Raw genomic sequence first — 23,017 nt, forward strand, 5'->3', positions numbered from 1 at the left:
CCCGCGGGGCGGGGAGAGCCCGCGGGGCGGGGAGAGCCCGCGGGCGGGGAGAGGCTGCGGGCGGTCAGGGAGGGGTGGGTCAGGGAGGGGTGGTCAGGGAAGGGCGGGTTAGGGGGTGGGTGGGGGGAGGAAGGTGCCGTCGTGGAGTTCTAGGACGCGGTCGGCGAGGGTGATGAGGCTGGGGTCGTGGGTGGCGACCAGGGCTGTGACGCCCTCGCTGCGGACCACCGCGCGCAGGAGTTGCATGATCTGCCGCCCGGTCTGCGAGTCCAGCTGCCCGGTCGGTTCGTCGGCTACCAGGAGCCGGGGACGGTTGGCGAGGGCGCGGGCCACCGCGACGCGCTGCTGCTGCCCGCCGGACAGCTCGTACGGCCGCTGGTTGGCGTGCTTTTCGAGCCCGACCATCGACAGCAGCATCGAGACGCGTTCTTCGCGTTCGGCGACGGGCGTGCGCGCCAGGCGCAGCGGAATGCCGACGTTCTCCGCCGCCGACAGCACCGGGACCAGCCCGAACGACTGGAAGATGAACCCGATGACGTCCCGCCGGAGCTCCAGCAGCGCCGTTTCCGGCATTTCGGTGACGGGGTGCCCGGCGACGACGACGTGCCCGCCATCGGGCCGATCGAGGCCGCCGACCAGGTTGAGCAGCGTCGTCTTGCCCGAGCCGGACCGCCCTCGGACCGCGATCAGTTCGCCCGGGTACGCCGCGAAGGACACGTCGTGGAGGGCGACGACCTCTTTGGGGCCGGTCCTGTACACCTTGCGCAGCCCGTCGACGGTGACCAGCGGCCCTCCCTCGCCGGGCGCGCGCTCGGTCCCGTTGTCGGTCACCTGCTGCTTCACTCCGCGCCCTCCGGTCGGGGTTTGTCCGGCCATACGCCGATGTGGTCGCGCTCGAGTTCCAGCCGTACCCGGCGTTCCATGTCCAGCGCGTTGGTGAAGTCCCTGGGAAGCTGTAGCCGGCCCACGCGGTCCAGGACGGCGTACTCCTCGGCGATGATCTCCCCGTCCGAGGACGCACGGCGGAGCGTCTCGCTGCTGGTGCGCCCGTCGCGGATGCCCACGGTGCGGTCGACGTGCTCCGACACGAGCGCGTCGTGGGTGACCACCACGGCGGTGACCCCGAGCTCCCTGTTGGCCTGGCGCAGCGCGGCGAAGACCTGTTCGGAGCTCTCGCTGTCCAGTTCGCCGGTCGGTTCGTCGGCGAGGATGACCTCGGGCGAGTTGGACAGGGCGACGGCGATGGCGACGCGCTGCTGCTCTCCGCCGGACAGTTCGCCGGGCCTGCGGTCGGCGCAGTAGCCGATGCCGAGCAGGTCGAGCAGTTCGTCGGCGTGCGCGGTGCGCGCCCTCTTGCCGGCGAGCCGCGACGGCAGTTTCACGTTCTCCCTGGCGGTGAGGTACGGCAGCAGGTTGCGGGCGGTCTGCTGCCAGATGAAGCCGACGATCTCGCGGCGGTAGCGCAGCCGGTCCTTGCCCGTCATGCTCAGCAGGTCGGTCCCGGCGACCCGGGCGAGGCCCGCCGTCGGGACGTCCAGGCCGGACAGCACGTTGAGCAGGGTCGACTTGCCCGAGCCCGAGGCGCCGACGATGGCGATCAGCTCGCCCTCCTCGATGAGCAGGTCGAGGCCCTGGAGCGCGACGACCTCGACGCCTTCGGTCTTGTAGATGCGCACGAGGTTGTCGCACAGGATGTGCGCGTGCTCGCCGAAGGCGGGCCGCGTGTGCACGGCCTCGGCCTCCAGTTCGGACAGGGTAGGCGTGCCCAGATCGGCCGGGGTGTCCAACTCATTCACCTGCTCGGGACTCGGTCGGTGTGGCCATTTCACTCACCCACTCGGAGGATGGAGCCGAGTGACCGGTTGCGGCCGATCACGGCATGGAGGAACGCCCCGGCCACGGCGACGGCGGCGAGGCCCGCGGCGAGCAGGATCGGCGTGGTGAGGCTGAGTTCGTACGCCTGGATGGACAGGTCGCCCGCGTAGATGCCCAGGTCCAGGCCGGGGCCGAGCGTCGGCGGCAGTGCCAGGCCGAGCAGGAGCCCCGCGCAGGCGGTGAGGACGATCAGAGGGGTGATCTCCAGCACGGTGAGGCTCGCCGCCTGCCGTTCCGACAGCCCGAGGGTGCGCAGGAACGACAGCGCCCGCGCGCGCTCGGCGGCGCCGACGACCAGGGCGATGATGACGGTGAGCAGCGCGTACACGGCCAGCGCGATGGTCACGACCACGAAGCTGCTGGTGATGGTGGAGGTGAGCGGTGACTTGTCCACCTTCGCGAGGGCCTCGTCGAAGGTGGAGACCAGGATGTCGGGCCGGTTGCCCGCCGCCGCCCGCAGCGCGGCCCCGTCGATGCCGTCGCCCTCGATGAGCAGCGTGTTGGTGTACGGCCGCGCCCCGGCCCGCTTGGACGCGTCGTACGGCATCACGATCAGGTTGTTCTCGGCGAAGGAGAGGCCGGCCAGCCCTCCGGTGATGACGCCGCGCTTGACGAGGTTCATGCGGACGTGCCAGCCGACCTCGAAGGAGGTGAGGCCCGCCAGGTCGGGGGAGACCAGGACGGGGACCGCGGGAGGGGGCACGTCGGGCGCGGCGGGCGGCACGGCGAGCGGGGTGTCGGCGACGATCCGGCGGTAGGCGTCGAGGTCGACGGCGAAGCCGATCGCGGTCTTGCCGCCCCAGCCGATCTGCAGGACGCCCCGGTCCGCGGGCACGACGGTGCGGACGCCCGGTACGTGGCGGATCCTCTCGATGACGTCGGCCGGCAGTTCCGCCCCCCGGTCCACGCGCGCGTCGGCCCCGGTGGCCATCCAGGCGGCACGGCGCTGCGTGGAGTCCAGGGTCGCTCCGACGACGGACCCGTACACCGAGACGGCCAGCGCGGGCAGCAGGATCAGCACCGGCAGCGCGGTGACCGACCGGGCGCGGGCCGCCAGCGTCAGCCCGACGAACGGCACGGCGGGCCGTGCCCGGGCGGCGAGCCACACGATCAGCCGCAGCGGGTACGGGTAGCAGCGCAGGGTGATCAGCGCGACGGCCACCGTCAGCGCGGCGGGGACCATCATCAGGAACGGGTCGGCCCCCAGGGCGGCGACGCCGGTGGTGAGCCCCCGGTCACGGAGCAGGTAGGCGCCGCCCAGCGCGATCGCGACGACCAGGATCTCCAGCGTCATCCTGCGGGGGGACGGCCGCCGGGCCGCGATGTCGTCGCGGCGTTCCTGGAGCGGTTTGCGGTGGACGACGGCGACCCGGCCGCCGGCGTACGCCAGCGTGATCAGCGTGATGACGAGGGGGGCCATGTGGACGATCGGCGTCACGGGGCCGGGCAGCAGGTAGGACAGCCCGTAGCCCGCGAGGACGGCGGGGACGGCGGCCAGCCCGACCGTGCCGACCACGGCCCGGACGAGTTCCTCGATGGACGCGCCCCGTGCTCGGGCCAGGGACAGGGCGGACCGCATGCGCTCGGTCATGAGCTGCACGGCCAGCGCGAGGACGCCGGCCGCCACGACCACCAGGCCGCCGAGGATGAGGAACAGCAGCGCCTGGGCGGTCGCGAGCCGTTTCAGGAAGTCGCCGAGGATCAGGCCGAGTGCCGTGTCCAGATCGAACCCGGCGAACCCGGCGACCTGCTGGTAGTTGGTGATGGAGCCGGCGTTCGTCCGGGTCAGGAAGGACTGGAACTCGGTCAGGCCCTGGATGACGGCGGGCGCGTTGCGCGCGTCCACGGCGGCGGAGTCGACGGCGATGACCCAGCTGTAGTTCAGGTCCCGGGCGTCGTTGTCGAGCTGCCGCAGGGACGCCTCGCTGGTCAGCGCGGTGACGTGCTGTTCTTCGGTGTCGGCGTCGGTGCGCCTGACGGTGATCTGGATGGAGTTGAGTTCGTGCGCCCAGAACCGGTCCGCGGGGGCGACCGGTTCGAACAGCCCGGTGACGCGCGCGAGCGCGGGGCGGCTGTTGCCGAGCACCACGGTGGTGCCGACGGGCAGCTTCATCTTGTCCGACGCGCTCTTGGCCAGGGCGATGTCGAACCGCTTGACGTCCTTCAGGTTCGGGTAGCCGGGCACGCTCTTGACGATGGCCGGCGGTCCGGGCGGGCCGCCGGCGACGTAGCGCACGCGCTTGTCGACCCCCGAGAGCCAGCCCAGTTCGACGTACTGCGCCGCGGGCGCGTCGGGCCCGCTGACGCGGCCGCCCACCGGGGTGCCGAACGTCTTGGCGGCGAAGTGGCTGTCGTTGCCCGGCCCGGTGTCCAGCACGGAGGTCAGGGCGGGCGGCAGGCCGGCCCGGAAGATGCGGTCCTTGCCGGTGAACTCCGCCTCGGACTTGAGGTTCTGCTGGAACATCATCGGCTGCAACCGCACGACCACGTCGGTGAGGCTCGCGGGGGAGCCACGCATGATGTCGTGCAGTGCGGCGTCGTAGGAGGCCTCGAACCCGCGGGGCAGCCCGGCGACCAGCAGCGACGCGCTCAGGGCCAGCAGCGCGAGCAGGGTCGCCGCCCCCCGGTGGACCCGGAGCAGCAGAAAGGGGTTCATCGGTGCTCCCCGGTGCGGGCCGATCGGACGGTGCCGGTGCGGCTCATCGGTCCTCCCCGATGCGCAGGGCGCGGCCGAGACCGTGCCGCCGCAGCGAGCGGGCGAGGCCGGCGATGATCGCGAACAGCAGGACCGCGATCCCCGCGAGCATCCCGAGCGTGGCAGGCCAGGGCACGTCGAGGAGCACGGCCGGGGTCACCGACGCCGCCTGGCCGGTCAGGACGATGTGCGGGACGACCAGCGTCGCGACGCCCACGGCCAGCAGCGTGCCGCCGACCAGCGACAGCCCGATCAGGAACGCCTGCTCGACGGCGAGCATGCCGAAGATCTGCCGGAAGCTGACCCCGAGGGCGCGCAGGATCGCGAACTCCGAGATGCGCTCGCGCGCCGCCACGGCCGCGTTGACCAGGAAGCCGAGCAACGCGAAGATCAGCGCCGCGACGAAGCCGAGGATGAGCGCCCCCTGGAGCCCGCTGGCCAGCGGGTCGTCCCGCAGCCGTTTGGTCAGTGAGCCGAGGTCGACGACGACCTGGTCCCATTCGGGGTGGCGGCTCAGCACGGCGGCCGCGGGCGCGGGGTCGCCGTCGCGTGCGGACATCCACCATTCACCGGCGACCCTCGGGTCGCGGGCCAGCGCGACGTCCTGGGCCTGCAGGCTGGGCAGGTCGGCGAGCACGGCCGAGGTGCCGGCCGAGGTCCCGGGCATGGCCTGGATGATCCCGGCGACGGTCACCCTGATCGGCTCGCCGTCCAGTGTCAGCACCCCGGACTTGCCTTCGGTGAGCTTCTCCCGTGCCGCGACGTCCGCGGTGACCACCACGGGCAGCGGCTTGAAGATCGCCGCCTTCTCGGCCGGGGTCGAGGGCGCCGCGCCTCCCGGCGGCCCGTCGGACGGCAGGAACATGTCGGTGCTCTGAACGCCGGCGGGCGCGGCGACCAGGGCGACGTCCTCGGGGGCGAGCGGGTCGTCGGCGGAGGTGCCCGCCGGCGCGGGGACGGTCAGGGTGAACAGCGCGGGGCCGGTGGTGACCTCCTCGCCGGGGATGTGGACGGTCCCCCGGGCGATGTGCGCCCACTGCACGCCGCCGGGCATGGTGACCTCGGCGCCGGTGTCGGTCCTGACCGCGCCGGTCGCCAGCTCCAGGGCGGTCCCCACCGGCGGGAGCGGGACGCTGGCGAAGAACCCCCGGATGCCGAGCGGGTAGCTCAGCCGCCCCGACACCCCGGCGAGCGCGGACAGGTTCACGCTGACCCGATGCGGCTTCCCGTCGGCGGGGGGCGGGGTCAGCGGGATCGACCACTGCGTCCCCAGGGAGTCGGAGAGGACCATCCGGAGCTCCAGGGAGGTGTACGCGGCGCTCAGGGACGGCTGGCCGAGGCGGAGCCGCAGGTCCATGGTGAGCGCCTTCGGCGTGCCGGGCAGGGGGACCACGGGGATGTCGGGCCGTCCGGCGGTGAGCCGGCCGGCCAGCGCGCCCGCCGTGTGGCCCGCCAGGTCGGGCCGGAGCATCAGCATCGGGCCCAGTTGGGCCATGTCGGCGGCCAGGAGCGTACCGGCGTTCTCCGAGACGGTGGCGGTGCCCCTGTACACCGGGCTGACGGCGGTGACCCCGGGCAGGGCCGCGAAGGTGCCCCCTCTGCCGAGCGGGCCGAGCTCGGGAGTCTCCACCGGGCCCGACACGCGCAGGTCGGCGCCGGCCTGGTGCCTGGCCTGGTCCACCTGCGAGGTGCGCCAGGTCGCCGAGGTCGCCATGGAGACGACCCCGATGGCGACGGCCATGGTGAGCAGCAGCGCGGGCCCGGAGTACCGGGTGGGCCTGCGGCTCACCTGCCAGGCGCCCAGCGCGGGCGCGAGGCCCGGCCGCCGCGAGGTGTACCGCTCGACGAGCCGCGAGACGCGCGGGACGAGCCGCAGGCCGAGCATGCCCCCGCAGAGCAGCGCCAGCGCGGGGCCGGTCACGATCAGCGGGTCGATGCCGAGGTCGCCGCCTGACGTGGCGGTGACCGGGGCGCCGTAGTGCTGGAGCTGCCAGATGGCCAGCGCCGCCACCACCAGGAGCGCGACGTCGCCGCCCGTCCGCTGCAGTAGCCCCTGGGAGTCGCCCCGGCCGCGCGCGGCCTGCTCCTCCACGTACGTGCGGCGCCCGCCGCGCAGCGCGGGCAGCATGAGCAGGACGGCGCAGGCCAGGGCCACCGCGCCGGACACCGCGAACGTGGTGGCACCGGGCTCGGGGGCGATGCGCACCCCCGCCGCGCGGATCCACGGGATCGCGTTCACCAGCCGCAGCACCAAAGGAGCCAGGAACGGGGCGATGACCGCGCACGGGATGGCCACCAGCAGGGCCTCGGTGCCGGTCAGCACCGCCAGCCGCACGCTGCCCGCCCCCCGCGAGCGCAGCAGCGCCACCTCCATCCGCCGGTGGTCGACCAGCAGCCGCGCGGTCAGGACCAGCGCGTACGCGGCGAGCAGCAGCAGTTGCAGTACGGGGACCAGCATCGTGGACCTGGCGACCAGCGCGGCCTGGTCGAGCTGGGTGAGCATGTCCGGCAGCCGGCTGAAGGTCGTGCACGCGGAGCAGTCGCGGCTGAGCTCCTTGCCCATCTGCGCCATCGAGGACGCGAAGGGCCGCAGCCGGTCCTGGGTGAGGTTGCGCAGGTCGGGCACCGCGGTCCAGGTGACCGTGACGCTGGTGGTGGTGAACCGGGTGAGGAAGGTCTCGCGCGGCACCATCAGGGGGCCGTGGGTGGTGTACCCGCCGTGCTCCACCCCCTTGCGCAGCAGCTCCTCGCGGCTCCAGCGGTCGGCGAAGGGGTCGTTGAGCTGGAAGATCCCCGTCAGCCTGGCCTTGATGGCCTTGTGGTCCAGGCGGCCCACCATGCTGAACTCCTGGCCGGGGGTCAGGCGCATCGCCTGCGCGGCCTGCTGGCCCAGCGCGACCTCGACGGTGCCGGTGGTCCTCGGGCTCGGCCAGGTGCCCTTCAGGAGCCGCGCCTGCCGTTCGAGGCCGTCGTAGACGCCGAACCGGGTCAGCTCGGGGTGCGGGAGCCGTTCCTGGCCCGGCAGCGCGTAGGAGTCGGACCGGCCGCTGAGCGTGATCTCGTACGGGACGCCCGCGGTCCCGGCCGCCTCGGACAGGGAGGCGAAGCGGTTCCTGACGGCCTTCTCGATGCCGGCGAAGGTCCGCTGCTGGACGGGGGCGCTCACGGTCGTCGAGGTGGTCTGGAGCGACGCCGTCTCCATCGCGCGCCGCACGCCGACGCCGGCGACGGTGGTGGCGTACATCGTCAGCGCTACCAGCGTCGTGGTCGCCAGCAGGATCGAGCCGAAGGCGGCGAACAGCAGCAGCGGCTCGCTGAACGCACGCCGCAGCACCAGAGGTGTCCGCCCCCGCATGAACCCGCCTCCCCAGCTCCCGTTTTGCCCACCTTATTGACGGTTCGGGGGGAAGGAAGAGGCCGGGAACCAGGGTGATGGACCCGAGACCCGCCGGACATTACCGTGTGATATTGAAATCGAGACATTTGCCGCTGGTTCTCACGGAACGTGAGAGCCCGGCCCCGGGCCCGGCGTGGGCCTTCAGCGGGGTCCGGGTGTGCTGGGGCCGGGCATGTAGCGGGTCCGGGTGTTCTGGGGGCGGGCATGCCAAAACGCCGCGCCCTCGCGGTACGCGGCGTTGTGGAAGCCTGAGCCTACTTGGCGGGCTCGAGCGTGGCGACGCGCTTGGCGATCGCCGACTTGCGGTTCGCTGCCTGGTTCTTGTGGATGACGCCCTTGCTCGCAGCCTTGTCGAGCTGGCGCGCGGCGGCGCGCATGAGGACCGCCGCCTCATCCACGTTGCCCTGCTCAGCGGCCTCGCGGAACTTGCGGACCGCCGTCTTCAGGGACGACTTGACTGCCTTGTTACGCAGCCGGGCTTTTTCGTTCTGCCGGTTGCGCTTGATCTGGGACTTGATGTTCGCCACGAAGAAGCCTCGGTGAAAGTCGATTGGATGGGGCGCGCGGGCAGAGAGGGCGCGCCACACGCAGTTCAACAGAGTACCAACATGCCAGGTCCGCCCTCAAATCGGAGACCATGGCACACGCCTGCACCCGTATCTTAGCGCAGCGACGAGCCCGGTGGTCTTGGTGCCCGGTAAACTGGGGCGGAGCGCGGCACCGACACGCCGGTGAGACGAGGTGGCACACCTCGTCCGGGTGGCATTAGGGCGCAAATCGCCGCGCTGCTCTGCTGTCCAGGTGACGCTGCCCGGGTGACCATCCGGGCGTGTCACCATGGTCGGCGGCTGCCCTGTCAGCCTCCTGATCGTCCTTTTGATCATCGTCAAACCTGCCGAAACGGACCCCGGTGCGCATCCACCCTGGCCAGACCGACCCCGCGTTGATCCGCAACTTCTGCATCATCGCGCACATCGACCATGGCAAGTCCACGCTTGCCGACCGGATGCTGCAGCTCACCGGCGTGGTCGAAGGCCGTCAAATGCGCGCGCAGTACCTCGACCGCATGGACATCGAGCGCGAGCGCGGCATCACGATCAAGTCGCAGGCGGTCCGGCTGCCGTGGGACGGCCACGTGCTCAACATGATCGACACACCGGGCCACGTCGACTTCACCTACGAGGTCTCCCGCTCCCTGGAGGCCTGCGAGGGCGCGGTCCTGCTCGTGGACGCCGCCCAGGGCATCGAGGCGCAGACGCTCGCCAACCTCTACCTGGCGATGAGCGCCGACCTGCACATCATCCCGGTGCTCAACAAGATCGACCTGCCCGCCGCGCAGCCGGACAAGTACGCCGAGGAGATCGCGGGGCTCATCGGCTGCGCCCCCTCCGACGTGCTGCGGGTCTCGGGCAAGACCGGCGTCGGGGTCAAGGAGCTGCTCGACCACGTCGTCCAGAACGTGCCCGCCCCCGTCGGGGACGCCGACGCGCCCGCGCGGGCGCTGATCTTCGACTCGGTGTACGACACCTACCGGGGCGTCGTCACCTACGTACGGGTCGTCGACGGGCACCTCTCCAAGCGCGAGCGCACGATCATGATGTCCACCGGCGCCACGCACGAGACCCTGGAGATCGGCGTCATCTCGCCCGATCCGGTGCCGTCGGTGTCGCTCGGCGTGGGCGAGGTGGGCTACCTCATCACCGGCGTCAAGGACGTGCGCCAGGCGCGCGTCGGCGACACGGTCACCTCGGTGGTCAAGCCGGCCCTCACGGCGCTCGGCGGGTACGACCACCCGAGGCCGATGGTGTACTCCGGCCTCTACCCGATCGACGGCGACGACTACCCCGAGCTGCGCGAGGCCCTCGACAAGCTGCGCCTGAACGACGCCGCGCTCGCTTACGAGCCGGAGACCTCCGCCGCGCTCGGGTTCGGCTTCCGGTGCGGGTTCCTCGGCCTGCTGCACATGGAGATCGTCCGCGAGCGGCTGGAGCGCGAGTTCAACCTGTCGCTGATCTCCACGGCCCCCAACGTCATCTACCGGGTGGTCATGGAGGACGGCAAGGAGATCGTCGTCACCAACCCCTCGGAGTTCCCGTCCGGCAAGATCGCCGAGATCCACGAGCCGATGGTGAAGGCGACGCTGCTCTCGCCCTCCGACCACATCGGCGCGATCATGGAGCTGTGCCAGGGACGGCGCGGCGCGCTGCTCGGCATGGACTACCTCTCCGAGGACCGTGTCGAGATCCGCTACACGCTGCCGCTCGGCGAGATCATCTTCGACTTCTTCGACCAGCTCAAGTCGCGGACCCGGGGGTACGCCTCGCTCGACTACGACCCCTCGGGCGAGCAGGACGCCGACCTGGTCAAGGTCGACATCCTGCTCCAGGGCGAGGCCGTCGACGCCTTCAGCGCGATCGTCCACCGCGAGAAGGCCTACGCCTACGGCGTGGAGATGGCCAAGAAGCTCAAGGAGCTCATTCCGAGGCAGCAGTTCGAGGTCCCGATCCAGGCCGCCATCGGCGCCCGCGTGATCGCCCGCGAGAACATCCGCGCCATCCGCAAGGACGTCCTCGCCAAGTGCTACGGCGGCGACATCAGCCGTAAGCGCAAGCTGCTGGAGAAGCAGAAGGAGGGCAAGAAGCGCATGAAGATGGTCGGCCGGGTCGAGGTCCCCCAGGAGGCCTTCGTCGCCGCCCTGTCCACCGAGGCCTCCGCCGCCGAGAAGGCCAAGAAGTAACGACCCGAACCCGTCCGCCCGCCGGGGAGCCGCACGGCCGCCAAGCGGCGGACACGGGCGAACGCGGCGGGCGGGGGCGGGCACAGCGGACGCGCGGCGGGCCGGGGCACCCGCGGGGGAGCGGCAGACTGGGGGCGTGCCTTCCGTACTTCTCGACGGCGATGCCGTGCCCGCCTCCGGTGAGCTGCCCGCGAGCGCCCGCGAGGGCCTCGGCGACCGGCCGTTCGGCTTCTACGTCCACGTGCCGTTCTGCGTGACCCGGTGCGGGTACTGCGACTTCAACACCTACACCGCCACCGAGCTGGGCCCGGGCGCCTCCCGCGCCGACTACGCCGAGACCGCGATCGAGGAGGTCCGGCTGGCGCGCAGGGTGCTCGGGGACGCCGAGCTCCCGGTGGAGACCGTGTTCTTCGGCGGCGGCACGCCGACCCTGCTGCCCCCGGGGGACCTGGCCAGGATCCTTCGCGCGATCGGCGAGGAGTTCGGGCTCGCGCCGGGCGCCGAGGTCACCACCGAGGCCAACCCGGAGTCGGTCGACCCGGCCTACCTCGAAGGGCTCCTGGCGGGGGGCTTCACCCGCGTCAGCTTCGGCATGCAGAGCGCCAGGGAGCACGTCCTGACCGTCCTGGACCGGCGCCACACCGCGGGCCGCCCCGCCGAGGCCGTACGCGAGGCGCACGCGGCCGGGTTCGCGCACGTCAACCTGGACCTGATCTACAGCACGCCCGGCGAGGACGACGACGACTGGCGTGCGTCCCTCGCGGCGGCGATCGAGGCCGGCCCCGACCACGTGTCGGCGTACTCGCTGATCGTCGAGGAGGGCACCCGGCTGGCCGCGCGGATCCGCAGGGGCGAGCTGCCGATGCCCGACGACGACGTCGCCGCCGACCGCTACCTCATCGCCGACGCGATGCTCGCGGAGGCCGGGTTCTCCTGGTACGAGGTGTCCAACTGGGCCACCTCCGAGGAGGCCCGGTGCCGCCACAACCTGCTGTACTGGACCGGCGGCGACTGGTGGGGCGTCGGCCCGGGCGCGCACGGCCACGTGGGCGGCACCCGCTGGTGGAACGTCAAGCACCCTGCGGCCTACGCCTCGCGCCTGGCCACGGGATCGTCACCGGGCCACGCCCGCGAGGTGCTGTCGGAGGAGGACCGGCGGATGGAGCGGCTGATGCTGGAGCTGCGGCTCGACTCGGGCTTCCCGCTCGCCGAGATCGCCCCGTCCGCCCGTACGGCCGTCGCCCAGGCCCTCGGGAACGGCCTCCTGGCCACCGGGCCGTTCGCCTCCGGCCGCGCCGTCCTCACCCTCAAGGGCCGCCTTCTGGCCGACGCCCTGATCCGTGACCTGACCTGACCGTGCGGGACGCGCGTGCCGCCTCGCTCACCTACCAGGCGCCGGCGCGGCAGGACCGGGGTGTGGTGAAGCCGGCGCCTTGTGCGGCGGCCGGCCGGTGAGCGTTCGTGACGTGACCCGCTCTAGCTGACGAAGCGGATGTTCATCGCGTAGCGGTAGTTCTCTCCCCGGTTGGCGGCCACCGAGGCCATGATCGCCATGATCAGGGAGCCGATCCACACCACCGGCAGCAGGAGGAAGCCGATGACGAGGAAGGCCAGCAGGGAGCACACGACGTAGGCGATGAACAGCGTGATCTGGAAGTTCAGCGCCTCGGCCGCCTGGTCGCGGACGTAGGGCGACTGGTCCTTCTTGACGAGGTAGATGATCAGCGGGCCGAGGAACGCGGTCAGCAGGCCCAGCAGGTGGGACAGCATCGCCAGCGTCGTGTCGTCGGTGCCGGGCCGGGGCCCGTACCTCCCGGGCACATGCCGCGCCCCGTACGCCACGTTTCCGAACCCGGGCTGTCCGTAGCCCGGTTGCCCGTAGCCCGGCTGCCCGTGACCCGCCGGTCCGTATCCGGGCTGCCCGTACCCCGGTTGCCCGTACCCGGCCTGTCCGTAGCCGGGCTGGTCGTACCCGCCCTGCCCGTACCCCGGCTGGTCGTACCCCGCCTGCCCGTAGCCGGGCTGCTCGTATGCCCCCTGTCCGTACCCGGGCTGCTCGTAACCGCCCTGTCCGTAGCCGGGCTGCTCATATCCGCCCTGCCCGTACGCGGGCTGGTCGTACCCGGCCTGTCCGTACGCGGGCTGGTCGTACCCGGCCTGTCCGTACGCGGGCTGGTCGTACCCCGCCTGCCCGTACCCGGGCTGCCCGGATTGCCCGTACCCCTGGGAGCCCTGGCCGGCCCGGCCGTACCCCTGGGGGTCGTGATCGGGCCGCCTGTGGCCCGGCGGGGCGTCCCGGTAGGACCCGTTCACCGGGGGGCGCCCGTTGGGAGAGTCGTACTCCCGGTCGCGCGGCTGGTCGTCGGGACGTCGGTCCCACGGGGTCTCGCTCATGTCTCCTCCTCGGTCGTCACGAAGTCGATCAGCTCCTCGACCCGGCCCAGCAGCTCCGGTTCGAGGTCGGCGAACGTGCGGACGGAACCGAGGATGCGCCGCCAGGCGTCCGCCGGCTCCAGCCGCCAGCCGAGGGCCTGGATCACGCCCTCCTTCCACGGCACGCCACGCGGGACCACCGGCCACGCGGGGATGCCCACCACGGCGGGCCGTACCGCCTGCCAGATGTCCACGAACGGGTGCCCGGCGACGAGCACCTGCGGGCTGGACACCTGGGCCGCGATCCGGCTCTCCTTGGACCCGGGGACCAGATGGTCCACCAGCACCCCGAGCCGCCGTCCCGGCCCCGGCCCGAACTCGGCGACGATCGCGGGCAGGTCGTCGACGCCTTCGAGGTACTCGACGACGACGCCCTCCACCCGCAGGTCGTGCCCCCAGACCCTCTCGACGAGGGACGCGTCGTGCACGCCCTCGACGTAGATGCGGCTCTCCCGGGCGACCCGCGCCCGCAGGCCCTCGACGGCGATGGAGCCCGACGCGCTGCGGGCGGCGGGCCTGTCCACCGGGCCCGGCGGCGGGCGGACGAGCGTCACGGGTCTGCCCTCGAGGAGGAACGCCGCGGGCGCCAGCGGGAAGAGCCGGCGCCGGCCGAAGCGGTCCTCCAGCGTGACCGCCTCCTTGTCACAGGCGACCACGGCCCCGCAGAACCCTCCCTCGGCGTCCTCGACCACCAGGTCGAGCTCGGCGGGCACCTGCGGGATCTTCCCGCGCAGCGGCCTCCGCCAGTTCCCGGCGAGCACGTCGCGTCCGTAGTCCGGCATAACTGGGCACGCTAGCAAAGATCACGCGCCGGGCGGGGTGCCCTGAGGCCACCCGCCGCCGTACGGTGCGGCCGCCTGCCGCTTGCGGCTCCGGTTGCGCCGGACGAGCACGACGATCGTGACGATGACCGCGAACAGGAACCCGCCGAGCGGGAGGACGATCAGGGAGGCCACCCCTCCGACGAGCGTCCCGGCACTGGCGGTCAGCGACTTGCCGACGCCGAACAGGACCTTGTTGTCGCCCTCGGCCTGGCACCCGATGGTGTACGTGCCCGGGGCGGGGACGCCGATGTTGAACATCAGCTCCCAGACGCGGCCGTTCGCCGAGATCGTCTGCGCGGCCACGGGCCGGGTCAGGGAGGCCTTGCCACCCGAGGCGTCCTGGGCCAGGCAGGTGACGCTGGTCCCCCCGGGCGCCGAGGTGGTCACGGAGGCGTACAGGACGGGCTTGTCCTTGGGGTCCAGAACGGCGGAGATGGTGGCGCCGCCCTCGAACGTCTGGGTCGGCGCGAGGTCGTTGACGGTCTTGACCAGGCTGCCGGCGAAGCCCGCGACCCCGAAGCCGATGCAGACGACCGCGATGATCCACGCGAGCACGATCCACAGCACGCTGGGCTTCACCGGGACGCGGGCGGGCGGGGCGGCGCCGTACCCCGGCCGCTGCTGGAATCCGGGAGGGGGCGCGCCGTGGCCGGGGCCGCCGTACCCACCGCCGGGAGGGCCGTACCCGGGAGGGCCGCCGTGACCGGGGGCGCCCGAGGGGGCGTTGTACGAGGGGGGACCGTACGGGCCGCCGGGGGAGGGCGACCGCGGCGGCCGGGCGGTCTCGTCGTTCGGACGGGGGTCGTTCTCGGTCATAGGCATGATTCTGGGCGTATCAACTTGCTGTCGGATAGCAAGTGGCTTGTCTGTGACTGGGCGATGTCCTACGGGTGGGTTATCGCACGCCGCCGACAGGAGCCGTACACTTGGCACTCGGGAACACAGAGTGCCAAGCCAGGCGTTTACGCAGGCACGAAACGCAGGCAGGAGGTGAGCACGTTGCTCGATGAGCGTAAGCTGGCCGTTCTGCGCGCCGTCGTCGAGGACTACGTGTCCACCAACGAGCCGGTCGGGTCGAAGGCGCTGGCCGAGCGGCACAACCTGGGGGTCTCCCCGGCCACGGTCCGCAACGACATGGCCGTGCTCGAGGAGCAGGGGTACATCACCCAGCCGCACACCAGCGCGGGCCGCGTGCCGACCGACAAGGGGTACCGGTTGTTCGTCGACCGGCTGTCCCAGATCAAGCCGCTGTCCGGCGCCGAGCGCCGCGCGATCGAGACGTTCCTGGCCGGCGCGGTCGACCTCGACGACGTCGTGACCCGCACGGTGCGGCTGCTCGCGCAGTTGACCCGGCAGGTCGCGGTGGTGCAGTATCCATCGCTGATCCGTTCCACGGTCCGGCACGTCGAGCTCGTGCCGCTGACCGAGCGGCGGATCATGCTGGTGCTGATCACCAACACCGGCCGGGTCGAGCAGCGGGTCGTCGATCTTCCCGATGTGGTGGAGGACGCGCAGGTCGCGCATCTGCGAGCGGTGCTCAACGCCTGCCTCGACGGATGCCGGCTCAACCGCGTGCCGGAGACGGTGGCCGACCTGCACGAGCGGCTTCCGGAGGAAGACCGGCACGTGGCCACCACGATCCTGTCCGTGCTCCTGGAGACCCTGGTGGACCGGCACGACGAGAAGATCGTCTTCGCCGGGGCCGCGAACCTCGCCGGCGACTTCAGCGTCGGCCTGCGTGAGGTCCTGGAGGCACTGGAGGAGCAGGTCGTGCTGATGCGGCTGCTCGGCGAGGCGAGTGACTCGGCCGCGCTCACGGTGCGCATCGGCTCGGAGAACCCCTACTCCGGGCTTCACGGCACCTCGATCGTCGCGGCCGGATACGGTTCGGGCGACAATGAACTGGCCCGGCTGGGAGTGCTGGGCCCGACGCGAATGGACTACCCGGTGACAATGGGAGCGGTGCGCGCAGTGGCACGCTATGTCGGCCAGATCCTGGCGGGGTCCTAGGTGGCCCGCGACTATTACGGCATCCTCGGGGTCCGGCGTGACGCCGGCCAGGACGAGATCAAGAAGGCGTATCGCCGCCTCGCGCGCGAACTCCATCCGGACATCAACCCCGACCCGGAGACGCAGGAACGCTTCAAGGAGATCAACCAGGCGTACGAGGTCCTGTCGGACCCGAACAAGCGCCAGATGTTCGATCTCGGCGCCGACCCGTTCGGCGGGGGCGCCCCGGCGGGGGCCGGTGCCGCCGGGTTCGGCGCGGGCTTCCCGTTCAGCGACATCATGGACGCCTTCTTCGGCGGCGGCGGGGGAGGCAGAGGCCCGCGTTCCCGGGCCAGGCGCGGCCGCAACGCGACGATCCGGGTCGAGCTCGACCTGTCGGAGTCGGCGTTCGGCACGACGCGCGAGCTGGTGGTGGACACCGCCGTGCTGTGCGAGGTCTGCCAGGGCTCGGGCGCCGCGTCGGGCACCCACCCCGACACCTGCGACATGTGCCACGGCCGAGGCGAGATCTCGCAGGTCACCCGGTCGTTCCTCGGCCAGGTGATGACCGCGCGCCCCTGCCCCCAGTGCGGCGGGTTCGGCTCGATCATCCAGCACCCCTGCCAGGAGTGCTCAGGCGACGGGCGCGTGCGCACGCGCCGCACGATCAAGGTGCGCATCCCCGCCGGCGTCGAGGAGGGCACCCACATCCAGCTCGCCGGCGAGGGCGAGGTCGGCCCCGGCGGCGGCCCGGCCGGTGACCTGTTCCTGGAGATCGTCGAGCGGCCTCACGAGATCTTCGAGCGGCGCGGCGACGACCTGCACTGCACGGTGCAGATCCCGATGACGGCGGCGGCCCTCGGCACGATCCTGACCGTGGAGACGCTCGACGGCGCCGAGGAGATCGACGTGCGGCCGGGCACCCAGGCCGGGCACGTCCTGCCGCTGTACGGCCGGGGCATCCAGCGGCTCAACGAGACCGGCCGGGGCGACCTGCTGATCCACGTCAACGTGGAGACGCCGACGCGCCTCGACCCGGCCCAGGAGGAACTGCTCAAGGAGCTGTCCAAGCTGCGCGGCGAGGAGCGCCCGCCAGGAAAGTTCGCCCCCGGCCAGCAGGGCTTCTTCTCCCGCCTCAGAGACGCCTTCAACGGCCGCTGACCCCGCCCCCGATCCGTCCCCGTGATCGCGGGGCGGTTCGGTTTCGCGGGAGGCGCCGCGCGTGGCTAAGGTCTACGGGTGAGCGTCCCCGTCTTCCTCGCCGACGACCTCTCCGGGGACGAGATCGTCCTGTCCGGTCCCGAGGGGCGCCATGCCGCCACGGTGCGCAGGCTCCGCGCCGGTGAGCGCGTCGACCTGACCGACGGCAGGGGCGCGGTGGCCGAGAGCGTGGTGCGCGACGTCGCCAAGGACTCGCTCCGCCTCCAGGTGACCGGCCGCCGCTCGCTGCCCGCCCCCGCCCCGCGCCTGGTGGTCGTCCAGGGCCTGCCCAAGGGCGACAGGGGCGAGCTGGCCGTCGAGATGATGACCGAGGCGGGGGTGGACGTCATCGTCCCCTGGGCCGCCGCACGGTGCGTCACGCAGTGGAAGGGCGACCGCGCGGGCAAGGCGCTGGCCCGCTGGAGGTCCACGGCCAGGGAGGCCGGCAAGCAGGCCCGGCGGTTCCACCTGCCGGAGGTCACCGACCAGGTCACCACGGCCGGGGTGGCGGCCCTGCTGCGGGACGCCGCGGTGGCCGCCGTGCTGCACGAGGAGGCCGGGGAACCCCTGTCCGGCCTGGAGCTGCCCTCGGCCGGCGACATCGTGGTGGTGATCGGTCCCGAGGGCGGCATCGCCGCCGAGGAGATCGAGCGGTTCAGGGACTCGGGCGCCCGGCCGGTCCTGCTGGGCCCGACCGTCCTTCGCACGTCGACCGCGGGCGTGGCCGCCGCCGCCGTTCTGCTCACCCGCTCCGGCCGGTGGTGACCCGCGGGGTCAGTCCTGCGGGGCCGCCGGGTCGGACTCCAGGGTCATCTCCGGGGTGACCGTCGGCTCCGGCGGGGTGACGGTCGGCTCGGGGGAGCACTGTTGCCCGCACGGGTCGGTGGTCGGGTCGGCCGTCGGCGTCTTGCTCGGCTTCGGCGTCCTGGTCGGCTTCGTGGTGGGCTTGGTGGTCGGCTTCGTCGGTGTGGGCGTGGGCGACGCGGTCGGGTCGGGCTTGGTGGTCTGGTCCGGCCGGGTCTCGGTCGCCGAGGCGGACGGGCAGGGCTGGGACGACCCGCCGGACTCCGTCGGCACCGAGGTCGCGCAGTCGTTGCCCGGGGAGGTCGTCGGCGTCGGCCTCGGCGTGCCCGCCGCCGTGGTGGCGGTGGTCGGGCTGGGCTCGGGACGCAAAGTGTTCACCGGCGGGGTGTGGACGTACACAGGTCTGCGCGTGCTCGACTCGTCGGGCGGCGAGGTGTCGAACTGGACCGGGACGATGGAGCGGTGGTCGGTGGTGAACTGCTCCCGCAGGTCGGGCACGACCATCACGACGGCGGCGGCCACCAGGACGGCGCCGAAGGCGGACGCGGCGGCCCGCCACCAGAACACGCCCCGCAGGCCACGCAGCCCCCGCTGTTCGACGCGGGCGCGGATGATCTGCAGTCCTTCGGCGGAGGGCATGACGGAATCGGCCTCCGCGCGCAAGACACGGCTGAGGATCTCGCCGTACTCGTCGGGGGACTCGGTCATGACAATTGCTCCAGTACCGTGCGTAAGGCGGCCATGCCGCGGGCCGTGTGGCTTTTCACCGCACCCTTGCTGATGCCCATGGCGCTGGCGATCTCCGCCTCGGAGAGGTCGCCGTAGTAGCGGAGCACCAACGCCTCACGCTGCCTGGTGGGCAGCCCGCGGAGCGCCTCGATCACGGCGGACCGCTCCAGCTCGCCTATGGCGCCGTTCTCGGCGCTCGGCGCGTCGGGGAGGCCCTTGGGGGCGTACTTCTCCACGACGGCCCGGTGCCGCAGCACGGAACGCGATCGGTTGACGACCGACTGGCGCAGGTAGGCGAGTGCCTTGTCGGTGTCACGCAGGCGGCGCCACGCCCCATGGAGGGCGACGAACGCGTCCTGCACGACTTCCTCCGCGGTCGCGGTGTCGCGAACCAACAGCATGGCGAGACGCACAAGCGACCGATAATGGGCGCTGTAGAGCGCCGTCACGGCCATGTCGGCGTCCCATCCGACGGGCACCGCCCCCAGCGACCTTTCGGCCACGAGGGTCTCGGTGGTCACATCTGTTGGACGCGCGACCTTCCCAGAGGGTTTACTCTCTGCCGGTTCTTTAGGGGGCATGACCCAGTTGTGTCCTCGCCGGTGGCCTCGCCGACACTGACCGCTATCTGACGCTGAAGTGTCGCACACCAACCCTAGTCGTGAGGATCTTTTGACGGGGGCTCCTCGGTATTACCGATTGGCAACAGAGGTGACTACCATTCTGGCGGTGACAGACTGCCTGTTCTGCAAGATCGTGGCCAAGGACATCCCGGCGACGATCGTCCACGAGACCGACCGCACGCTGGCGTTCCGCGATCTGAACCCGCAGGCGCCCACCCACGTGCTGGTCATCCCGAAGGGCCATTACGAGAACGCCGCGGCGCTCGCCGCGGCCGACGACGGGCTCGCCGACGAGGTGCTCACGACGGCCCACGCCGTCGCCGTCCAGGAGGGCGTGGCCGATTCCGGCTACCGGCTGGTCTTCAACACCGGCCCGCAGTCCGGCCAGACCGTCTTCCACGTCCATGGTCACCTGCTCGGCGGGCGCGACCTGCTCTGGCCTCCGGGCTGAGCCCGTCCCGGATACCATGGCTTAATCAGTGGCGCGGCCGAACCGGATGCGACCAGGATCGAAGGATCATCCGAACGGCCGTGGCGAAGCAGGCACGGCAGACGAAGTACGCAGACCGGGAGGCGAGCAGGCCGTAGGGCCGCCCATGTCCGAGTCACACGAAACCCGCGGTGCGCCGAACGGCGCGCGCGCCGGCGAACCGCCGCGAACCAAGGGCCCGTCACGCACCCAGGCCAAGGTCGTGATCCCCGACGAGCACCTCATGGTCACCATCCTCGGCTCACGGGACGAGCTGCTGCGTGTCATCGAGAGGGCCTTCCGCGCGGACGTCCACGTCCGCGGCAACGAGATCACCATCAGCGGCAGCCCCGAGGAGAGCGGCCTTGTGGTGCGGCTCTTCGAGGAGATGGTGGAGCTGGTGCGCTCCGGCGCCCAGCTCACCGCCGACGCGGTGGAGCGCAGCATCGCCATGCTGCGCATGAGCTCGATCCGCCCCGCCGACGTGCTCTCCCTCGACATCCTGTCGGCCCGGGGGCGCACGATCCGCCCGAAGACCGTGAACCAGAAGCGGTACGTCGACGCGATCGACAAGCACACGATCGTCTTCGGCATCGGCCCGGCCGGCACGGGCAAGACCTACCTGGCGATGGCCAAGGCGGTGAAGGCCCTCCAGAACAAGGACGTCAACCGCATCATCCTCACCAGGCCCGCGGTCGAGGCGGGGGAGCGGCTGGGCTTCCTGCCGGGAACGCTCTACGAGAAGATCGACCCCTACCTGAGGCCGCTCTACGACGCGCTCCACGACATGCTCGACCCCGACTCCATCCCCCGCCTGATGGCGGCGGGGACGATCGAGGTGGCCCCGCTGGCCTACATGCGCGGGCGCACGCTGAACGACGCCTTCATCATCCTGGACGAGGCCCAGAACACCTCGCCCGAGCAGATGAAGATGTTCCTCACCCGCCTGGGGTTCGGCGCGCAGATCGTGGTCACCGGCGACGTCACCCAGATCGACCTTCCGGGCGGCACCGAGAGCGGGCTGAAGGTCGTCCAGGATATCCTTGAGGGCATTCCGGACATCCATTTCAGCAGGCTGACGAGCGCGGACGTCGTGCGGCACAAGCTGGTGAGCGACATCGTCGACGCCTACAGCCGTTACGACCTCGCGACCGCCGAGCCGCACGCCATCAAGGGCGGCAAGCGCCCGCGGGGGAGATAGGTCGACGATGAGTATCGAGGTGGCCAACGAGTCGGGCGTGGAGGTCGACGAGTCCTCGCTCGTGAAGCTGGCCGGTCACGTGCTCGGGCGCATGGGCATCCACCCGCTCGCCGAGCTCTCCATCCTCATCGTGGACGAGGCGGCGATGTCCCAGCTCCACGAGAAGTGGATGGGCGAGCCCGGCCCGACGGACGTGCTGGCGTTCCCGATGGACGAGCTGCGGCCGAGCCCGGGCGGCTCCCGCCAGGAGGGCGACGCCCAGCTCGACCCGGCGCTGCTCGGCGACGTGGTCCTGTGCCCGCAGGTCGCGGCCAAGCAGGCCGCGGAGGCCGGGCACGCCACCCGTGACGAGCTGGAACTGCTCTGCACGCATGGCATCCTGCACCTCCTCGGCTACGATCACGCCGAGCCCGAGGAGCACGCGGAGATGTTCGGCCTCCAGGGCGAACTTCTCGACGCGTGGCAGGAGGTGCGGCGGGAGCCGTGAGTTCCCCCAGCGGATGGCTGCTGTCAGCCGTCCTTCTCATCCTCATCGGCGGGCTGCTGGCCAGCGCCGAGACGGCCCTCGCGCGCATCTCCCGGGTGCGCGCCGAGGAGTTCGCGCGCAAGGGGAGGCGCGGGGCGCACCGCCTCCAGGCGATTGTCGCCGACCCGCCCCGCTACCTCAACCTCCTGCTGCTGCTGCGGCTCAGCTGCGAGCTGATCGCCACGGTGATCGCGACGCTGCTGTTCATCGACTGGCTCGGTGACGAGGGCCAGGCGTACGCGGCGGCGGCGGGCGTGATGATCGTGATCAGCTACGTCATCGTGGGCGTCTCGCCGCGCACCCTCGGCCGCCAGCACGCCGAGCCGGTCGCGCTGGCGAGCGCCCCCATCGTCTACGGGCTCACGCGCATCTTCGGCCCGCTGCCCAAGCTGCTCATCCTGCTGGGCAACGCGCTCACGCCCGGCAAGGGCTTCCGTGACGGCCCGTTCACCTCCGAGGCCGAGCTGCGCGACCTGGTGGACCTGGCCGAGGAGCGGCGGGTCATCGAGCCCGACGAGCGCCAGATGATCCACTCGGTGTTCGAGCTGGGGGACACCCTGGTCCGCGAGGTGATGGTGCCGCGCACGGACATGGTGTTCATCGAGCGCGGCAAGACCCTGTCCCAGGCGCTCTCGCTCGCGCTGCGCAGCGGCTTCTCGCGCATCCCGGTGGTCGGCGAGAACGAGGACGACGTGGTGGGCATCGCCTACCTCAAGGACGTCGTCCGGCGGGTGCACGAGTCGACCGTCGCCGGCGACACCGAGCGGGAGAAGATCGGGTCGCTGATGCGCCCGGCCACGTACGTGCCCGAGAGCAAGCCGATCGACGAGCTCATGCGCGAGATGCAGGCGCGCCAGATCCACCTGGCCATCGTCATCGACGAGTACGGCGGCACCGCCGGCCTGGTCACGATCGAGGACGTCCTTGAGGAGATCGTCGGCGAGATCGCCGACGAGTACGACCAGGAGGCCCCGCGCGTCGAGTGGCTGGACGACGGCAGCGCCCGGGTGACCGCCCGGCTGTCCGTCGACGAGCTGGGCGAGCTGTTCGACACCGAACTGGAGGTCGACGACGTCGACACGGTGGGCGGGCTGCTGGCCCACGCGCTCGGCCGGGTGCCGATCGCGGGTTCCCGCGCCACGGTCGACGGGCTCAGCCTGACCGCCGAGAGCACCGCCGGCCGCCGCAACCGCATCAACACCGTCGTCGTGCACCGCGCGGCCCCCGCCGAGGACGTCGCCGTGCACGCCTCGGCCGAACACGAGTGACGTGGGCTCCTCCGTCCGGCGCGGGTGAGGTGCCCGCTCCGCCGGCCACCGCGGGCCCCTTCGCCGGCCACCGGTGACGTGCCCGCCGCCTGCCACGAGTGACCCCGCGGGCCGGACGGGCCGGTGGTGACGCCGTGCCCTGGAGGCGCTCCCGGGTGAGGCTTGACCCGGCGGGTCGCGAGCGGCGCCGTGGCCGCAAGGGGCGCACGTCAAGCGTCCTTTAAGCGGATTGCAAGTGGTTCATGGA

At 71.8% G+C, this 23,017-nt stretch carries 19 protein-coding genes; 9 read left to right on the forward strand and 10 right to left on the reverse strand.

All coding sequences use genetic code 11. The annotated features are described in order from the left end of the window. Positions 1-108 precede the first annotated feature (108 nt). The 5 genes from NYZ98_RS11840 to rpsT all read right to left on the reverse strand — a co-directional run bounded on the left by NYZ98_RS11840 (position 109) and on the right by rpsT (position 8,494). Positions 109-843, reverse strand: a complete 735-nt coding sequence (locus tag NYZ98_RS11840; RefSeq protein ID WP_262842681.1) for an ABC transporter ATP-binding protein — start codon at positions 841-843, stop codon at positions 109-111. Continuing rightward, entirely contained in the window at positions 840-1,796 is a 957-nt protein-coding gene (locus tag NYZ98_RS11845) for an ABC transporter ATP-binding protein (RefSeq protein WP_262842683.1), read from the reverse strand. The genes NYZ98_RS11840 and NYZ98_RS11845 overlap by 4 nt, the downstream gene beginning before the upstream one ends. Positions 1,797-1,825: 29 nt before the next feature. Then, a complete protein-coding gene (locus NYZ98_RS11850; protein WP_262842684.1) occupies positions 1,826-4,531 on the reverse strand; it encodes an FtsX-like permease family protein in 2,706 nt (901 codons plus the stop codon). Between the two features lie 43 nt (positions 4,532-4,574). Next, positions 4,575-7,925 (reverse strand): ABC transporter permease, encoded by a 3,351-nt coding sequence (locus tag NYZ98_RS11855; RefSeq protein ID WP_262842685.1) that lies wholly within the window; start codon positions 7,923-7,925, stop codon positions 4,575-4,577. A 296-nt stretch (positions 7,926-8,221) separates the two neighbouring features. Then, positions 8,222-8,494, reverse strand: a complete 273-nt coding sequence (gene rpsT / locus NYZ98_RS11860) for a 30S ribosomal protein S20 (RefSeq protein ID WP_262842686.1) — start codon at positions 8,492-8,494, stop codon at positions 8,222-8,224. A 383-nt stretch (positions 8,495-8,877) separates the two neighbouring features. Between rpsT and lepA the strand changes: the two genes are divergently transcribed. Further along, on the forward strand, positions 8,878-10,704 hold the full coding sequence (gene lepA / locus NYZ98_RS11865; RefSeq protein ID WP_380706296.1) for a translation elongation factor 4: 1,827 nt from the start codon (positions 8,878-8,880) through the stop codon (positions 10,702-10,704). A gap of 136 nt (positions 10,705-10,840) precedes the next feature. Further along, positions 10,841-12,058 (forward strand): radical SAM family heme chaperone HemW, encoded by a 1,218-nt coding sequence (hemW, locus tag NYZ98_RS11870; RefSeq protein WP_262842687.1) that lies wholly within the window; start codon positions 10,841-10,843, stop codon positions 12,056-12,058. Between the two features lie 122 nt (positions 12,059-12,180). Here the strand turns inward: hemW and NYZ98_RS11875 are convergent, their stop codons facing one another. From NYZ98_RS11875 to NYZ98_RS11885, 3 genes are read right to left on the reverse strand one after another with little or no spacing between them, the layout of a single operon-like run. Continuing rightward, positions 12,181-13,098: a DUF4870 domain-containing protein gene (locus NYZ98_RS11875; protein WP_262842688.1), complete on the reverse strand. Its 918-nt coding sequence runs from the start codon at positions 13,096-13,098 to the stop codon at positions 12,181-12,183. Continuing rightward, positions 13,095-13,919: a DUF3097 domain-containing protein gene (locus tag NYZ98_RS11880; protein ID WP_262842689.1), complete on the reverse strand. Its 825-nt coding sequence runs from the start codon at positions 13,917-13,919 to the stop codon at positions 13,095-13,097. Before NYZ98_RS11880 ends, NYZ98_RS11875 begins: the two co-directional genes overlap by 4 nt. A gap of 21 nt (positions 13,920-13,940) precedes the next feature. Continuing rightward, positions 13,941-14,777 (reverse strand): hypothetical protein, encoded by an 837-nt coding sequence (locus tag NYZ98_RS11885; RefSeq protein ID WP_262842690.1) that lies wholly within the window; start codon positions 14,775-14,777, stop codon positions 13,941-13,943. A 183-nt stretch (positions 14,778-14,960) separates the two neighbouring features. Here NYZ98_RS11885 and hrcA point away from each other — a divergent pair, with 183 nt between their 5' ends. From hrcA to NYZ98_RS11900, 3 genes are all read left to right on the forward strand, one after another. After that, positions 14,961-15,971, forward strand: coding sequence for a heat-inducible transcriptional repressor HrcA (hrcA, locus tag NYZ98_RS11890; protein ID WP_262842691.1), 1,011 nt, complete (start codon positions 14,961-14,963; stop codon positions 15,969-15,971). Further along, a complete protein-coding gene (gene dnaJ / locus NYZ98_RS11895; RefSeq protein WP_262842693.1) occupies positions 15,972-17,111 on the forward strand; it encodes a molecular chaperone DnaJ in 1,140 nt (379 codons plus the stop codon). A gap of 78 nt (positions 17,112-17,189) precedes the next feature. Further along, complete coding sequence (locus NYZ98_RS11900; protein ID WP_262842694.1) at positions 17,190-17,915, forward strand: 16S rRNA (uracil(1498)-N(3))-methyltransferase; 726 nt, start codon at positions 17,190-17,192, stop codon at positions 17,913-17,915. A 9-nt stretch (positions 17,916-17,924) separates the two neighbouring features. Here NYZ98_RS11900 and NYZ98_RS11905 read toward each other — a convergent pair whose 3' ends face one another. Beyond that, positions 17,925-18,662, reverse strand: coding sequence for a hypothetical protein (locus tag NYZ98_RS11905; RefSeq protein WP_262842695.1), 738 nt, complete (start codon positions 18,660-18,662; stop codon positions 17,925-17,927). Continuing rightward, positions 18,659-19,138 carry a SigE family RNA polymerase sigma factor gene (locus tag NYZ98_RS11910; protein WP_262842804.1) on the reverse strand — a complete coding sequence of 160 codons (480 nt, stop codon included), beginning with the start codon at positions 19,136-19,138 and terminating at the stop codon, positions 18,659-18,661. The genes NYZ98_RS11905 and NYZ98_RS11910 overlap by 4 nt, the downstream gene beginning before the upstream one ends. 268 nt (positions 19,139-19,406) lie before the next feature. Between NYZ98_RS11910 and NYZ98_RS11915 the strand changes: the two genes are divergently transcribed. From NYZ98_RS11915 to NYZ98_RS11930, 4 genes are all read left to right on the forward strand, one after another. Then, the gene (locus NYZ98_RS11915; RefSeq protein ID WP_262842805.1) at positions 19,407-19,757 is read left to right on the forward strand and encodes a histidine triad nucleotide-binding protein; all 351 of its coding nucleotides are present in this window, start codon (positions 19,407-19,409) and stop codon (positions 19,755-19,757) included. 145 nt (positions 19,758-19,902) lie between these two features. Continuing rightward, the gene (locus NYZ98_RS11920; protein WP_380706297.1) at positions 19,903-20,976 is read left to right on the forward strand and encodes a PhoH family protein; all 1,074 of its coding nucleotides are present in this window, start codon (positions 19,903-19,905) and stop codon (positions 20,974-20,976) included. A gap of 7 nt (positions 20,977-20,983) precedes the next feature. Beyond that, entirely contained in the window at positions 20,984-21,463 is a 480-nt protein-coding gene (ybeY, locus tag NYZ98_RS11925; protein ID WP_262842696.1) for an rRNA maturation RNase YbeY, read from the forward strand. Beyond that, on the forward strand, positions 21,460-22,770 hold the full coding sequence (locus tag NYZ98_RS11930; protein WP_262842697.1) for a hemolysin family protein: 1,311 nt from the start codon (positions 21,460-21,462) through the stop codon (positions 22,768-22,770). Before ybeY ends, NYZ98_RS11930 begins: the two co-directional genes overlap by 4 nt. Positions 22,771-23,017: the final 247 nt, after the last annotated feature.

Source organism: Sphaerisporangium corydalis, from assembly GCF_025506355.1.
In the GTDB taxonomy this organism is placed as follows: domain Bacteria; phylum Actinomycetota; class Actinomycetes; order Streptosporangiales; family Streptosporangiaceae; genus Sphaerisporangium; species Sphaerisporangium corydalis.

Excerpts from the sequence above, each read along its gene's own strand:
- NYZ98_RS11885 (WP_262842690.1), bottom strand. The coding sequence starts at position 14,777 with ATGACCGAGAACGACCCCCGTCCGAACGACGAGACCGCCCGGCCGCCG.
- NYZ98_RS11905 (WP_262842695.1), bottom strand. The coding sequence starts at position 18,662 with ATGACCGAGTCCCCCGACGAGTACGGCGAGATCCTCAGCCGTGTCTTG.
- ybeY (WP_262842696.1), top strand. The coding sequence starts at position 20,984 with ATGAGTATCGAGGTGGCCAACGAGTCGGGCGTGGAGGTCGACGAGTCC.
- NYZ98_RS11880 (WP_262842689.1), bottom strand. The coding sequence starts at position 13,919 with ATGCCGGACTACGGACGCGACGTGCTCGCCGGGAACTGGCGGAGGCCG.
- NYZ98_RS11850 (WP_262842684.1), bottom strand. The coding sequence starts at position 4,531 with ATGAACCCCTTTCTGCTGCTCCGGGTCCACCGGGGGGCGGCGACCCTG.
- NYZ98_RS11855 (WP_262842685.1), bottom strand. The coding sequence starts at position 7,925 with ATGCGGGGGCGGACACCTCTGGTGCTGCGGCGTGCGTTCAGCGAGCCG.
- NYZ98_RS11875 (WP_262842688.1), bottom strand. The coding sequence starts at position 13,098 with ATGAGCGAGACCCCGTGGGACCGACGTCCCGACGACCAGCCGCGCGAC.
- NYZ98_RS11910 (WP_262842804.1), bottom strand. The coding sequence starts at position 19,138 with ATGGCCGTGACGGCGCTCTACAGCGCCCATTATCGGTCGCTTGTGCGT.
- NYZ98_RS11920 (WP_380706297.1), top strand. The coding sequence starts at position 19,903 with ATGTCCGAGTCACACGAAACCCGCGGTGCGCCGAACGGCGCGCGCGCC.